Below are 13,018 nucleotides of genomic sequence, written 5' to 3'. Positions count from 1 at the left end.
CTCATGTTGCTCTCTCAGTGCTGTCTATTATCTATTCACAGCATATACTGAGAGAGTTTTTTTACCATCTTTTAGACTTTTCAAACAGCCTCTAAGTATAGAGAGAAAAAATATGCGTTTTTCTGTATAAGAAACACTGATACCTCAAGTTATTACTGGGGTGTAATGCGTGTAATCAGGATACTTAAACTCACTAAGTCACTGAGCATCTGAATATCCACTCCAGTTTATCTGCGCTATGTTTGCTACTACTTTCATTTTACAAAAACTCGACACGTCCCAACATCTCTTTAGATGACATCACCTCATAAATCAAAACCAAAGTTTCAATGATTTCACCAATTGAGCAAGTCCCTTTCTTGCAGTAAGTAATACCAGGATGATCAAGCCTATAACTTGCAATAATTAAGAAATCTGCATCTTGGGTGAATAGTACTCGCTGTGTTTCCTGAATAAATGCTAACTGCACTTCATCGCTTTGGGTGCGTAATTCCACATCATTGGTTGTTGTGACATCTATTCCATAACGGCGTAAGCCAAGCGCGATCGCAGGATCGACATTTTCATCCAGATGAAAGCGAATTCGCTCACTCATTCCTCAACTGTCTGAGTTTCTCTTGAAGAAGCGACGGATGATTTTGCTTCAGTACCTCAACTAACTCATTCTCTTCTGCTGTACGGCGATCAATCTCGTCTCGGCGATCAAAGTAATAAGCCATTGCTGCATAAACAGATGCCAGTGACAGGTCATACTTACCAGCAATCTCTAGCAAAGAATATCCTAGCTTTAAATGCATCACTGCCACATCTTCTACAGCAATGCGAGTATTGACAATGCGGGGCTTCCCACTTCGCACATCAGAAGAGATTTCAATATGCTCCCGACTGACTAACTGCATCAATCAATCTTCCACCTCCATTCGATATCTTCATAATATATAGTGTGATTGCTCCTCGCCGTTGATATTCTTGTATTCTTGTGAGTTTTTTAACATAAAATGGTGAATAATCTGAATAGAGGTTTTCTATGAGCATCAGTCTCACACCCGATCAAGAACGCTTTATTCAAACCAAGCTCCAGGCTGGGAAATATCGCTCCGCAGAAGAAGCCCTTAAAATTGCCTTACGGTTGCTTGATGAATACGATCGCGCCGATGCTGAATGGGTCGAGGATGTACAAGGGAAAATTGATGCGGCGATTTTAGCTTCAGATCAAACGCCACCTATTCATGGAGAGACATTCGTAAACCAAATTATAAAGCGGTTTCGACAAGGACATCAGGCGCAAGCATGAGTCGCTACGTTATCAACATTCTTGCAAGCCGAGATATCAATGAAATTGCGGACTACTTTGCTGAAACTAGCGTTGAAGCAGGAGAGCTATTTTTCAGTGAATTCAACCGCAAGTGCCAACATGTTGCCTTTCCAAACAGTGGTAAAAGTTACACAAAAATTCGTCCAGACCTCCGAGGTGTATCCTTGCAAGGCTATATCGTTTTCTACAAAGTGTTAGATGATGGTATCGAAATTCTACGGGTTGTAAGTGGTCGTCGCAACTTTCCATCTCTTTTTGAGGAATCCAACTAAAAGCTTTTTTGGCGAACCCCTGAGATACTGTGAATTTGGGGTGGTATTGGGTTAAAAAAGAAACATGAAAATCATCAAACCCATCACCAATTGGTTAGAAACCCGCGCCAGTGCCCCTACTTATGGCGGTTGGGTACTAGCAGCAACGGCTATTTGTTTTTTTGGCGCAGGTATCAATACGATGGCTGGTTGGCTGTACGCTATTAGCGGCATCAGTTTTGCCCTTTTGGGTGTAGCAGCCATCTTACCGCCGCGATCGCTCACAGGTCTATCCATCACCCGCCGTCCCATGCAGCCAGTGTCAGCAGGGGACGATCTAACGGTGGAATTAGAAATCTGCAATCAGACACAGCAGCCTGTAAGTTTATTGCAAGTTGAAGATATACTGCCCTTCGTTTTGGGTAAACCAATACAAAAGGCAATCGAAACAATTCCTAGCAAAGGTAGTTACCGTTGGGTATATTACCACCCGACTCAGCGCCGGGGTGTTTATCGCTGGCACACAGTCGAACTCGGTTCTGGTGCGCCTTTAGGGTTATTTTGGTGTCGCCGTCAGCGTGATTGTGCTGCCACAGCGATCGTTTATCCGACAGTTTTACCTCTGGCTACCTGCCCCTTGGTAGATGAAATGGGGCAAGAAGAGAGTAAAAGGGGCGATCCTCGTGGTAGACCATTGCAGACAGCCACAACAGGGCTGGTGCGATCGCTCCGTCCTTACCGCGTCGGAGATCCCACCCGTCTGATTCACTGGCGAACTAGTGCCCGCTATGGAGAATTAAGGGTGCGGGAATTAGAAATGGTTACAGGTGGACAAGAAATAGTTATTGCCCTTGACAGTGCTAGCAAGTGGGAAGAAGAAAACTTTGAACAAGCAGTAATTGCCGCAGCATCTCTGTACTTTTATGCACAGCAACAACAGTTACAGGTGCAACTGTGGACAGCATCAACAAATTTAATTAAAGGCGATCGCTTTGTTTTAGAAACCTTAGCAGCAACCACAGACCAAGAAGATGCCAGTTCAGTAATTCCTAAAAGCTATCCCTTGATTTGGCTGACTCAAAACCCCCTGAGCCTTGCTAAACTTCCTCAAGGTAGTCGTTGGGTTTTGTGGCCAAATATTTCTGCACCAGTTGAACCAGAGGTAATTAATTGGGAGCATCCTGGTATAGTTTTGCAAAGCGATGTCTCCGACGGGCTACGCCTACGCCCACTGCAACCCCAACTACAAAAAACATTACGTTCATAAACTGCAAAGGCATTGGGCATTGAAAAGAGGCAGAGGGGCAGGGTGCGCGGGGCGGAGGGGAAAATTCTTCTCCCTGCTCCTCCATCTCCCCCAGTCCCCACGCAAGTTAAACTTTTATGATTTCCTAGATTTTGTCTAATCCCAGCAACCAGATATATCAGCCTTTGAGCAAAGGTAAGACAATTTGAGCAGGTAAGGTTGGGGAAATACACCCAGTAATCCTCTAGTGAGGCTGAGGTACAATGCAAAGAAATATTTAAATTATGAGCGACATGATCACATCAGAACATAACACAAAATCCAGCGATAAAAGCCTAGAGGCAATGCGGCATTTTTCCGAACAATACGCCAAGCGTACTGGAACATACTTCTGTTCTGAACCTTCTGTCACCGCAGTTGTGATTGAAGGACTAGCCAAACATAAAGACGATCTAGGTGCGCCTTTATGTCCCTGTCGCCATTACGAAGATAAAGAAGCTGAGGTTCATGCCACATATTGGAACTGTCCTTGTGTGCCAATGAGAGAACGCAAAGAGTGCCACTGCATGTTGTTCCTCACCCCTGACAACGAGTTTGCTGGAGAAAAACAAGAAATCTCTCTCGAAACAATCAAAGAAGTACGAGATAGTATGGGATGAGCGAAACCATACCCCAAGAGTTTTGGCAGGGCGTAGAACAGTTCAATTCTGGTCAGTTCTACGCCTGTCATGACACTTTAGAGGCTTTGTGGATTGAAGCTGGTGAACCGGAAAAATCCTTTTATCAAGGCATTCTGCAAATTGCTGTAGCACTGTATCATTTGGAGAATCGCAATTGGCGAGGTGCTGTAATTCTATTGGGAGAAGGCAGCAATCGCCTACGCCGTTACCCATCTAGTTATAGTGGCGTTGACGTAGATGAGCTATTGAGTCAGAGTGCAGTGTTGTTGACGACATTACAACAAATAGGGCCAGACTTGATTACATCTGGCGATCTGGGTGAAAATCAAGTCTTATCTTTGCCTAGAATTGTGCTGGCTACTGATTAGATATCTGGTTAAATAATTATGCGTTGCCTCGTCATTTTCACTTCTTATGCCAATTTCCTGAAACCTTGAGCTTGGGGGTAGCGTCACTATTATCGGAAATCACTCCAGATTGTATATTTCATAATCTGGATAAAGTACTTGAGATAATTAGAATGCAAGCTGAAATCCTAAATCCCCAATTGCTATGATGCCCTGCTATCAATTGCCCATATCACAGATACGTCGCTTTGGATTAGCTTTAATGCTACCAGCTGCACTCTTGGGCGCTTTTGCCTTCCCTACCCAAGTGCAAACCGCTACTGCACAAACATCTGAGGCAAATCGCCCCCTGACTATCCGCGCTGATGTGCAAGAATATGACGCTAAAAACCAAGTAATCACCGCTCGCGGTAATGTGCAAATGTTGTATCCTGCTCGCCAAATTCAAGCAACATCTGCCCAAGCACAGTATTTTAGTAAAGAACGCCGAATTGATTTCAGTGGCAATGTCTATATTTTGCAACAGGGCGGTAACAGTATCCGAGCGGAGAAGGTAACCTATTTAATTGATGAAGGGCGATTTGTGGCTTTACCCCAATCCAATCGTCAAGTAGAGTCCATCTACATGATCCAGGAATCAGAGAATAGTGGACAAAGTGCAACACCTGCCCCAAAAACACCACCTTTGAAGCCTGCTAATTAGCATTTACCACCAATAAAGGGTGCTTCCAGCGTGAAAATTGTTTTAGAGAATATTCACAAATCTTACGGCAAGCGAGTAATTGTCAATCGTGTCAACCTTTCTGTTGCTCAGGGCGAAGTCGTTGGTTTACTAGGCCCCAATGGGGCTGGTAAAACGACGACCTTTTACATTGCCACAGGTTTAGAAAAACCCAATCAAGGAAAAGTTTGGCTGGGTAGTTTAGACGTGACAGGAATGCCAATGGACAAAAGGGCACGATTGGGTATTGGTTATCTAGCACAAGAAGCAAGTGTTTTTCGCCAACTCTCGGTAGAAGATAATATTCTGTTAGTGCTAGAGCAAACTAATGTGCCACGATGGGAGTGGTCAAGGCGACTCAAAACTTTACTGGAGGAGTTTCGGTTGGAAAAATTAGCTAAGAGTAAAGGAATTCAACTTTCTGGTGGTCAGCGACGACGGACGGAATTAGCAAGGTCTTTAGCTGCTGGACGAGAAGGGCCAAAATTTTTATTTTTGGATGAACCATTTGCGGGAGTTGATCCGATCGCAGTTTCAGAAATTCAGCAAATTGTCGCACAACTGCGCGATCGCGGTATGGGAATCTTAATTACAGATCATAATGTCCGCGAAACTCTGGCCATCACAGATCGCGCCTACATCATGCGTGAGGGACAAATCCTCGCTTTTGGCACTGCTGACGAACTCTATAGCAACCCCCTTGTGCGGCAATATTATTTAGGGGATAATTTTCAAGCCTAAATTAACAATTATTTAATTAATAATTTCCAAGAATATTTTGATTTTTTATTCTTCAGCATAAATTTCTAAATTAATTTTTGGTTATTGAAAATTTAATTTTCATACTAAGTAAGTTTGCACAATCAAACCAAACTATATGAAGCAAAGATAAACTTGACTAAAACTCTCCTGCTTCCTGCCGACGCTCGCAGACTCGCTACTGCTGCGCTATCCTGCCTGATACCAACGACAAATTTTTACGCCAACCTACTTAAATACAGTAGATATACTTTGCCAGGGTTGCCAATATTTAACTTTTCAAGTTGCTTATGATATCAAAGAAACTCAAGTCTTTTAACAGTCCCTATTCGCTGCTACCTTTTACGATCATGGATCGCTACCTTGCTAGCGAATTGTTAGCGCCGTTTTTCTTTGGTGTCGGAGCTTTTTCATCACTTGGTGTCACCATTGATGCTGTATTTGATCTCATCAGAAAAATCGTAGAATCTGGGCTACCCATAGACACTGCTATTCAAGTTTTTTTGTTAAAATTTCCCAACTTTATCGTTTTAGCCTTTCCCATGTCTACGCTGCTGGCGACTTTGATGACCTACAGTCGTCTTTCTAGCGAGAGCGAACTAATTGCCCTGCGTGGTTGTGGCGTAAGTGTCTATCGGATGGTGCTTACTGCTGTGATGTTAAGTCTTGTGGTTACAGGATTGACATTTGTGTTTAACGAACAAATTGCACCAGCAGCAAATTATCAAGCGGCGATGACTCTGGATAAAGCCCTGAAATCAGACAAGCCAATTTTAAAACAGCAAAATATTTTCTATCCTGAATACCAGGATGTTACCCAGCCGGATGGTTCTAAGAATCGGATATTGACACGCTTATTTTACGCCGACCAATTTGATGGTAAACGTATGACAGGTTTGACAATTATAGATCGCTCAACACAAGGTCTGAATCAAATTGTGGTATCAGAATCAGCCCAGTGGAATCCTTCTCAAAATATCTGGGATTTTTACAATGGTACGATCTATTTCGTCGCTGCCGATCGCTCTTATCGCAACATTGTTAGATTTGAACACCAACAACTGCAACTACCGCGCACACCCTTAAGTCTGGCAGAAAAAAGCCGGGATTATGGTGAGATGAATATTTCTGAAGCATTAGATCAACTAGAAGTAGAACATCTTGGTGGCGATCGCCAAAAAATTCGTAAACTTGAAGTGCGGATTCAACAAAAAATCTCCTTGCCCTTTGTATGCGTAGTTTTTGGCTTAGTAGGCGCAGCGATGGGAAGCATACCCCAGCGGACTGGCAGAGGTACCAGCTTTGGGATTAGTGTCATAGTGATATTTTCGTACTACTTAATTTTCTTTATTAGTGGTGCGATCGCACAAGCAGGTGTCCTCTCTCCCTTTATGGGGGCTTGGTTCCCCAACTTTCTTTTTCTGGGAATAGGCTTATTCTTATTGATGCGAGTTGCTAGACGGTAAATTGAGATAGCAGGAAGTAGGGGGTAGAGGGGCAGAGGGGCAGAAGGGCAGAGAGCAGGGAGCAGGGGAGAAGAATTTTCCCCTCCGCCCCCCGCACCCCGCCCCTCTGCCTCTTTTCAATGCCCCTTTTCTCTTCATTCAATTACGGGTGATAATTTCGACATTCCGGTGCATCTGGGTTTTCCTTGCAGTATTCTTCAAAAGAGACTTTGGCTGATACCATACCCTCAGCTTTTTGATGAGCTGCTTCTGCCTGAAGTTCTTCTACTTCATCCCACGCCGCTGCACAAGGCTTAGAATAAGCACCTTGTTCGGTGCAAATAGCACGAGCCTGCTCAATTGCTTTTTGAATTCTCTCCTCCAACAGTGGCGCTTTTGGCGCTTCCACAAAGTCGCTTTTGGTCAAAATGTCGGTAATCGAGATGATACCCAACAGCTTACCTTGAATCACAGGTGCGCGATGAATCCCAGTGTTAGCAAATAACCGCGCTACATATTCCACGCCCAAATCAGGATTGACAACAATGCAGGGTTTGCTCATAATTTCATAAACCCGCACTTGCTTTGGATCTTTACCGTAGGCTGTTACCTTATAGACAATATCCGTTTCTGTGACAATGCCATAAGCATCATTGTCATAGCGACGATCCACAACCAACGCCCGCAATCTTTTGTCCTTCATCAGTCCCACCGCTTCAGCAACAGTTGCCGAACCGCGAATGGTAACTACCTCTTTGGTCATGATATCTTCAGCTTTCATCATTGCTGTAGTCTCCTGGTTAATAGTCCGGTGCAGCACAGCGCCCTTATGGACGTATCGAAACATTGCAGCGCACAGTTGGCTAAATATAAAGTAAAAAAAGTTGAACTTTTGCCCAGCTACAACAATAAATTAGACTAGTTATCAACTCCTGATGTTATCCAATGTGACCAATGCCCCAAAACTAAGCATAAATTGCGGTAAAATTCTGCTAATCAACAAATTATGAGTGGAAATTGACCAGTAAGAGACTTCCAGAAAATAAACTATTCCATCAATAATAATGATAATCATTTTAAATTGGGATGAAAGAGTTGCCGTCGGCAGCCCCTTCATCCCAATTTTGTAGTAATTTAAATAATGACTATGTAAAAAAAGATAGTCCTAATATAGATTTGCTATACAGGCTAGAAAAAAATCTATCCAACTCATAAGTTTTTTTTTACAAAAATAGTGAAATGGGCAATGCCTACCAATACCGAAAACTCCAATTTCAATATTTATGACATTGCCCAACCTAACAAAATAGCAAGATATCAGGAAAACCTAATTTTTCCGTTCACCCTTTTCTAAAGCTTGTTTTACTAAATCATCACTGACATTAGTTACACCCTCAGTCGTAGAATTACCAACTTCTTTTGCTAACTCTGCATAATCATCAGGATTACCTGTTGACTGCGCTTCAGTTTTTGTCTCTTGTGGCTTAGAGGTTTTATATTTAGGTGCTGTGGCTGCTTCGGCTGCTGCTTCACCTTTACCTGTGCGATCTACTTCGCTGACACTGAATTGTTGTGCAGCTGCATAATCAGCATCAAAATCTACCGTTGGTGCTTTTTCGTTACCACTAGCTATGCTTTCAGCAGCTAATTGTGAATCATGAGTGGGAGATTCATTTAAATTGGGCTTTACTTCATCAGGCATAATTAAAACCTTAAGGTAAATTTTTTATTGCTTACTTGAGTGATAATAGCAAAGCAATGCGCTGCTTTCTTGCTTCCTTGAGAGATACTTTTACCTCTATTAAAAGGTAGATTAAATCTGTAAATCTTCACTAATTTAACTCTTTCTATCGATAGTAGAATCCAATTCTCGAATTCTGGTAACACTTAGTTTGGCCTATTAAATTCTGTTGGAGACAAATAATAATGACTGCAAGTTACGACAAAACTATTTCTCAAGCTCAGAGCAATGAAACTCAAAAATTGGTGGATGGGTTTAACGCCTTAGATACCGATGCCAAATTAGCTTGGTTCTATTTTGTTTATGAAAAAATGGGTGATTCGATCACGCCAGCTGCCCCTGCTGCGGCTGAACCAGAGTTAGCACCACTTCTGCTAGGAGATTATTTTGAATTATCCGATGAGCAGCAACTAGATATTATGCGGGATATTGTTAACCGCAAAGACACAGAATATTCTCGTGCTTATGGGGCAATCAAAGAAAATAATCAGTTATTAGTTTGGTATGCTTGGGCGGTAGCTATGGGGGATACGGTGGTTGGGATACCAGCTAGCTACCAGTCAAGTAAGGCAATTAACGATCTGGTTTCCCAAATTGAAGAACTAGATTTTGAAGAACAAATGTCAGTATTTCGGACAATAGCTGGTGAGTTGGGTTACACCGATGTCAAGCCGATCCCAACGCAAGCCGAAACTGGGAAAACGTCAAGTTTGTAATCAGCCTATAGGTGCGGCTACACAAACTAAGTCCGCCTATGCGGACTTGAATAACCTATGAGACGGCTAACTGACTCAAGTCGTCTGGGGTAAGGTTGGAGTGTACTACTTGGCCATCACGGAACCAAACGATGCGCTGGGTTTGACGGGCAACTTCTGGTTCATGTGTCACCATGACAACGGTGATTCCACTGGCATTGAGTTCGCCAAAAATATCTAAGACTTCTTGGGTTGTGCGCGAATCAAGTGCGCCTGTTGGTTCATCGGCCAGGAGTACTACGGGACGATTGACGATCGCACGCGCGATCGCTACTCTTTGTTGTTGTCCACCAGATAGTTGAGTTGGTTTGTTGTTGAGGCGATTTGCTAAACCAACTCTTGTCAGTGCAAATATAGCGCGATCGCTTCTTTCTTTTGGATCGACACTAGCATACACCATTGGCAGCATCACATTTTCTAATGCTGTGAGTTGGGGTAATAAGTGGAATTGTTGGAAGACAAACCCCAGCTTTTTATTACGGATGTGTGCCAAGGATTTATCATCCATTTGCGCCACATCGATATTATCTAAGTAATAATGTCCGCCGGTGGGTCTATCTAGACAGCCGATAATATTCATAGCTGTAGATTTACCTGAACCAGAAGGCCCCATAATTGAACAATATTCGCCTTCGTGGATAGTCAAATTTACATCGTTGAGGGCTTTAACTTCGGTTTCACCACTGCCGTAGATTTTATATATATTTTCTAAACGAATGATTGTTGATTGCGGTACAGGATTGGGAACTAGGGAATCCGTAATTGAAATAATGTTTGCCATAATGATTTTTGTGATCAATTGTAGAGATGCGATGAATCCTGTCTTTATCCAGTCAAAGACGCAATGAATCTCGTCTCTACAAGATTTGACTAACAATATAGTATCATCACGAAAAATTGCTCCCCGCACATCAACTTTGGGAGTTGCATATCCAACATCACGGCTAAACAAATCGAGGACATAGCTGTGTTCTACATTTGCGTAAGTCGCGATAATTTCTGTAGCGATGTCTGACGACAAGCCACTCTGTGTCTACGCTTGTAATTTTTGCGCCCATTCCAGCCATTTAGTTTCCATATATTTTTCTCATGTAGGGCATTGGGTACTGGGGATTGGAAAATAGTATTTTTAATCTTATTCCCTAGTCCCCAGTCCCCAATCCCTAGCCCCTAGTCCCTACTTACGCATCATCTAAAGCTGCAATTCCAGGCAACACCTTGCCTTCAAGCAACTCCAAGCTAGCGCCACCACCGGTGGAAATATGGCTCATTTGGTCAGCTAAACCAACTTTTTCCACAGCCGCTACTGAGTCACCGCCACCGATAATGGTGGTTGTGCCAGTTTTGCCGATTTCGGCGAGAGTATGAGCGATCGCTTCTGTACCTTTGGCAAACTTATCAAACTCAAACACACCCATCGGCCCGTTCCAAATTACTGTTTTGGTATCTGCAAGGGCATCTTGGAAAAATTTCACCGAATCAGGCCCAATATCCAAACCCATCCAACCATCAGGGATATTCTCAATGCTAACGGTTTGAGAATTGGCATCAGGGGCAAACTTATCTGCTAATACCACATCTGTGGGCAGCAATAAAGCAACGCCTCGTTCCTTAGCTTTAGCTTCCAAAGACTTTGCTAGTTCCAGCTTGTCTTCTTCCACCAAAGATTTACCGACATTCAAACCACGGGCTTTGTAGAAGGTGAAAATCATCCCACCACCGATGATCAGCTTGTCGCACTTTTCCAGTAACGTTTCAATCACACCAATTTTACTGGAAACCTTGGAACCGCCAATAATTGCCGCTAAAGGACGTTGGGGATTTTCAATGGCGTTTTGCAGATATTGCAATTCCTTCTCAACCAAATATCCAGCGACAGAAGGGCTGAGGAATTTAGTTACACCTTCAGTAGAAGCATGGGCGCGGTGTGCAGTACCAAAAGCATCATTTACATAGAAATCAGCATTAGCTGCCAATTTTTTCGCAAATTCTGGGTCGTTTTTCTCTTCTTCTGGGTAAAAACGGACATTTTCGAGTAACAGCACTTGACCATTTTGCAGAGCGCCAACTTTAGCTGCGACTTCATCGCCAATAGAGTCATCAGTTTTAACGACTTCTTGCCCCAGTAACTCCGACAGACGCTTGGCAACGGGAGTTAGGCGTAATTTGTCATCCACACCCTTGGGACGGCCAAAATGGCTGGCGAGAATGACCTTAGCACCCTTCTGCGTCAAATCTTGGATGGTTGGTAGAGCGGCGCGAATGCGAGTATCGTCGGTAATGTTGCCTTGATCGTCCACAGGCACATTAAAGTCAACCCGCACTAAGGCACGTTTCCCAGAGATATCAGCCGAAGATAAACTTGCTAAACTTTTTTTGGACACACCAAACTCTCCTGATTGCCTTTTTGTTATTGTTTTGAAAGTAGAACCATCAAGATTTTACCGGAGTCAGGGGTACCCAAGTGACAGATATATTTAAGACAGTATTATTTCCTATCGATCAAAGCCGGGAAACGCGGGAAGCTGCTGACGTTGTTACCAACGTAGTCAAAAAGTACAGTAGTCGCTTGGTGCTACTGTCTGTGGTAGAAGAACCGCCTCCAGATGCGCCTAGCGCAGATCCGATGGTGTCACCAGAGGTAGTTGCCAAACTGCTAGAAAATGCTCAATCTTTATTTTCTGGGCAAGGAATTCAATCTGAAATTTTGGAAAGGCAAGGTAAACCAGCTTTTACAATCTGCGATGTCGCTGATGAAATTGGGGCCGATTTAATCATCATGGGCTGTCGGGGGCTAGGCTTGACTGAAGAGGGAGCAGATGATAGTGTTACCACTCGTGTGATTAACCTTTCTCCTTGTCCAGTATTGATTGTGCCTTAGCTGTAGTCAAACAATTTTGGATTTTGGATTTTACGTCCCAACTGTTTAAGAGACTTCCAATTAAAAAAATATCCAATATTGTAGGGTGTGTTAGCGTCGAGAGTACGGCACCATCTTGATCTAACGTACCCTACGATTAATAGATAATTGATTTTTTGATATTTTCTAAATAAGGGTTTGAAAATTTATCAAAAAAGGCAGAAGGAATACTGCCCTCTGTTCTTTGCTGTTACCAAAGGGAACAAGGGTTTCAGACAATAATACCAAATTTTCTTGTTTTGTGGTTCCCATTAAGTACTGTATTGAATCTCCTTCTAAATGGAACCTTCTCCCTCCTACCTTTTGCCTTCTTCAATAGTAGAAGTCAACGGAATTACGGTAGAGGATAGAAAAAAGTCCCATATTGTAACTCAGAAAAAATGGAATTTAACTCAATGAAAATCACTGCTAAAATAGCAACGACAGGAAGCATTGTGAGATATTTCAACAAATAACGTGACTCCATGTTTTTCTCCTAAATCAACTAAGTTTACACTTACAAGATGTCATTTTTATTCGGTTTATTGACAGTTGATAGTTCATTACAAACCATCAACTGTCAATAACCTTTAGCGAATTGAAATCGGAATTTATTCATCCTTAGTAACTAATTCACCACTGAGAAATTCTTGAACTGCTGATGCCGGCCAAGCAAAAGCCAATATCATACATTTGACGAACACTGGCAGATTGATAAATAGTTCTTTTTCTTCTGGGGAACCAAGTTTTTCAATTGTCCGCAAATAAGCTATTCCACATTTAACTTGCAATAGTAATATTGCCCTTATTCTTAACTTTTCTTCCCCATTTAATAATTAACTCTCCTTGATTTAACAGC

General features: G+C 42.7%; 18 protein-coding genes. 10 read left to right on the top strand and 8 right to left on the bottom strand.

Features of this window, described 5'->3' with window-relative positions:
* Positions 1 to 259 precede the first annotated feature (259 nt).
* Positions 260 to 595 (bottom strand): DUF5615 family PIN-like protein, encoded by a 336-nt coding sequence (locus V7L07_RS16805; protein WP_335059644.1) that lies wholly within the window; start codon positions 593 to 595, stop codon positions 260 to 262.
* Positions 588 to 899 carry a DUF433 domain-containing protein gene (locus tag V7L07_RS16800; protein ID WP_335059642.1) on the bottom strand — a complete coding sequence of 104 codons (312 nt, stop codon included), beginning with the start codon at positions 897 to 899 and terminating at the stop codon, positions 588 to 590. The genes V7L07_RS16805 and V7L07_RS16800 overlap by 8 nt, the downstream gene beginning before the upstream one ends.
* A gap of 128 nt (positions 900 to 1,027) precedes the next feature.
* Between V7L07_RS16800 and V7L07_RS16795 the strand changes: the two genes are divergently transcribed.
* The 8 genes from V7L07_RS16795 (at position 1,028) to V7L07_RS16760 (ending at position 6,785) form a co-directional block, all read left to right on the top strand.
* A complete protein-coding gene (locus tag V7L07_RS16795; protein WP_335059640.1) occupies positions 1,028 to 1,294 on the top strand; it encodes a ribbon-helix-helix domain-containing protein in 267 nt (88 codons plus the stop codon).
* Complete coding sequence (locus V7L07_RS16790) at positions 1,291 to 1,587, top strand: type II toxin-antitoxin system RelE/ParE family toxin (protein ID WP_335059638.1); 297 nt, start codon at positions 1,291 to 1,293, stop codon at positions 1,585 to 1,587. Before V7L07_RS16795 ends, V7L07_RS16790 begins: the two co-directional genes overlap by 4 nt.
* A 64-nt stretch (positions 1,588 to 1,651) precedes the next feature.
* Positions 1,652 to 2,833, top strand: a complete 1,182-nt coding sequence (locus V7L07_RS16785) for a DUF58 domain-containing protein (protein WP_335059636.1) — start codon at positions 1,652 to 1,654, stop codon at positions 2,831 to 2,833.
* A gap of 272 nt (positions 2,834 to 3,105) precedes the next feature.
* Positions 3,106 to 3,471: a ferredoxin thioredoxin reductase catalytic beta subunit gene (locus V7L07_RS16780; RefSeq protein ID WP_179069106.1), complete on the top strand. Its 366-nt coding sequence runs from the start codon at positions 3,106 to 3,108 to the stop codon at positions 3,469 to 3,471.
* Positions 3,468 to 3,860 carry a DUF309 domain-containing protein gene (locus tag V7L07_RS16775; protein ID WP_335059634.1) on the top strand — a complete coding sequence of 131 codons (393 nt, stop codon included), beginning with the start codon at positions 3,468 to 3,470 and terminating at the stop codon, positions 3,858 to 3,860. The genes V7L07_RS16780 and V7L07_RS16775 overlap by 4 nt, the downstream gene beginning before the upstream one ends.
* A gap of 184 nt (positions 3,861 to 4,044) precedes the next feature.
* Complete coding sequence (locus tag V7L07_RS16770; RefSeq protein WP_335059632.1) at positions 4,045 to 4,542, top strand: LptA/OstA family protein; 498 nt, start codon at positions 4,045 to 4,047, stop codon at positions 4,540 to 4,542.
* 30 nt (positions 4,543 to 4,572) lie between these two features.
* Positions 4,573 to 5,301 carry an LPS export ABC transporter ATP-binding protein gene (gene lptB / locus V7L07_RS16765; RefSeq protein ID WP_335059630.1) on the top strand — a complete coding sequence of 243 codons (729 nt, stop codon included), beginning with the start codon at positions 4,573 to 4,575 and terminating at the stop codon, positions 5,299 to 5,301.
* Positions 5,302 to 5,669: 368 nt separating this feature from the next.
* The gene (locus V7L07_RS16760) at positions 5,670 to 6,785 is read left to right on the top strand and encodes an LptF/LptG family permease (protein WP_335059628.1); all 1,116 of its coding nucleotides are present in this window, start codon (positions 5,670 to 5,672) and stop codon (positions 6,783 to 6,785) included.
* Positions 6,786 to 6,927: 142 nt separating this feature from the next.
* Here V7L07_RS16760 and V7L07_RS16755 read toward each other — a convergent pair whose 3' ends face one another.
* Together V7L07_RS16755 and V7L07_RS16750 are read right to left on the bottom strand one after the other, a co-directional pair.
* On the bottom strand, positions 6,928 to 7,548 hold the full coding sequence (locus V7L07_RS16755; RefSeq protein ID WP_335059648.1) for a CP12 domain-containing protein: 621 nt from the start codon (positions 7,546 to 7,548) through the stop codon (positions 6,928 to 6,930).
* Between the two features lie 543 nt (positions 7,549 to 8,091).
* A complete protein-coding gene (locus V7L07_RS16750; RefSeq protein ID WP_335059626.1) occupies positions 8,092 to 8,466 on the bottom strand; it encodes a hypothetical protein in 375 nt (124 codons plus the stop codon).
* A gap of 224 nt (positions 8,467 to 8,690) precedes the next feature.
* Here V7L07_RS16750 and V7L07_RS16745 point away from each other — a divergent pair, with 224 nt between their 5' ends.
* On the top strand, positions 8,691 to 9,221 hold the full coding sequence (locus V7L07_RS16745; RefSeq protein ID WP_335059624.1) for an orange carotenoid protein N-terminal domain-containing protein: 531 nt from the start codon (positions 8,691 to 8,693) through the stop codon (positions 9,219 to 9,221).
* Between the two features lie 55 nt (positions 9,222 to 9,276).
* Here the strand turns inward: V7L07_RS16745 and V7L07_RS16740 are convergent, their stop codons facing one another.
* A complete protein-coding gene (locus V7L07_RS16740; RefSeq protein ID WP_335059646.1) occupies positions 9,277 to 10,041 on the bottom strand; it encodes an ABC transporter ATP-binding protein in 765 nt (254 codons plus the stop codon).
* A gap of 400 nt (positions 10,042 to 10,441) precedes the next feature.
* A complete protein-coding gene (locus V7L07_RS16735; protein WP_335059622.1) occupies positions 10,442 to 11,644 on the bottom strand; it encodes a phosphoglycerate kinase in 1,203 nt (400 codons plus the stop codon).
* An 89-nt stretch (positions 11,645 to 11,733) separates the two neighbouring features.
* On the opposite strand from V7L07_RS16735, the gene V7L07_RS16730 reads away from it, so the two are divergent.
* Positions 11,734 to 12,141, top strand: a complete 408-nt coding sequence (locus V7L07_RS16730; protein WP_179069103.1) for a universal stress protein — start codon at positions 11,734 to 11,736, stop codon at positions 12,139 to 12,141.
* 373 nt (positions 12,142 to 12,514) lie between these two features.
* On the opposite strand, the gene V7L07_RS16725 is transcribed toward V7L07_RS16730, so the two are convergent.
* Positions 12,515 to 12,646 (bottom strand): photosystem I reaction center subunit IX, encoded by a 132-nt coding sequence (locus V7L07_RS16725; RefSeq protein ID WP_335059621.1) that lies wholly within the window; start codon positions 12,644 to 12,646, stop codon positions 12,515 to 12,517.
* 124 nt (positions 12,647 to 12,770) lie between these two features.
* Positions 12,771 to 12,950, bottom strand: a complete 180-nt coding sequence (locus V7L07_RS16720; protein WP_335059619.1) for a hypothetical protein — start codon at positions 12,948 to 12,950, stop codon at positions 12,771 to 12,773.
* Between the last annotated feature and the right edge of the window lie 68 nt (positions 12,951 to 13,018).

Origin of the sequence: Nostoc sp. (assembly GCF_036916985.1) — a bacterium.
Classification (GTDB): domain Bacteria; phylum Cyanobacteriota; class Cyanobacteriia; order Cyanobacteriales; family Nostocaceae; genus Nostoc.
Note: the sequence above shows the minus strand (reverse complement) of the source record. Positions and strands in the feature narration are given on the sequence as shown.

What these genes read in the sequence shown, in the direction of transcription:
- V7L07_RS16805 (WP_335059644.1), bottom strand. Translation starts at nt 595, where the DNA reads ATGAGTGAGCGAATTCGCTTTCATCTGGATGAAAATGTCGATCCTGCG.
- V7L07_RS16800 (WP_335059642.1), bottom strand. Translation starts at nt 899, where the DNA reads ATGCAGTTAGTCAGTCGGGAGCATATTGAAATCTCTTCTGATGTGCGA.
- V7L07_RS16795 (WP_335059640.1), top strand. Translation starts at nt 1,028, where the DNA reads ATGAGCATCAGTCTCACACCCGATCAAGAACGCTTTATTCAAACCAAG.
- V7L07_RS16790 (WP_335059638.1), top strand. Translation starts at nt 1,291, where the DNA reads ATGAGTCGCTACGTTATCAACATTCTTGCAAGCCGAGATATCAATGAA.
- V7L07_RS16785 (WP_335059636.1), top strand. Translation starts at nt 1,652, where the DNA reads ATGAAAATCATCAAACCCATCACCAATTGGTTAGAAACCCGCGCCAGT.
- V7L07_RS16780 (WP_179069106.1), top strand. Translation starts at nt 3,106, where the DNA reads ATGATCACATCAGAACATAACACAAAATCCAGCGATAAAAGCCTAGAG.
- V7L07_RS16775 (WP_335059634.1), top strand. Translation starts at nt 3,468, where the DNA reads ATGAGCGAAACCATACCCCAAGAGTTTTGGCAGGGCGTAGAACAGTTC.
- V7L07_RS16770 (WP_335059632.1), top strand. Translation starts at nt 4,045, where the DNA reads ATGATGCCCTGCTATCAATTGCCCATATCACAGATACGTCGCTTTGGA.
- V7L07_RS16760 (WP_335059628.1), top strand. Translation starts at nt 5,670, where the DNA reads ATGGATCGCTACCTTGCTAGCGAATTGTTAGCGCCGTTTTTCTTTGGT.
- V7L07_RS16755 (WP_335059648.1), bottom strand. Translation starts at nt 7,548, where the DNA reads ATGATGAAAGCTGAAGATATCATGACCAAAGAGGTAGTTACCATTCGC.
- V7L07_RS16750 (WP_335059626.1), bottom strand. Translation starts at nt 8,466, where the DNA reads ATGCCTGATGAAGTAAAGCCCAATTTAAATGAATCTCCCACTCATGAT.
- V7L07_RS16745 (WP_335059624.1), top strand. Translation starts at nt 8,691, where the DNA reads ATGACTGCAAGTTACGACAAAACTATTTCTCAAGCTCAGAGCAATGAA.
- V7L07_RS16740 (WP_335059646.1), bottom strand. Translation starts at nt 10,041, where the DNA reads ATGGCAAACATTATTTCAATTACGGATTCCCTAGTTCCCAATCCTGTA.
- V7L07_RS16725 (WP_335059621.1), bottom strand. Translation starts at nt 12,646, where the DNA reads ATGGAGTCACGTTATTTGTTGAAATATCTCACAATGCTTCCTGTCGTT.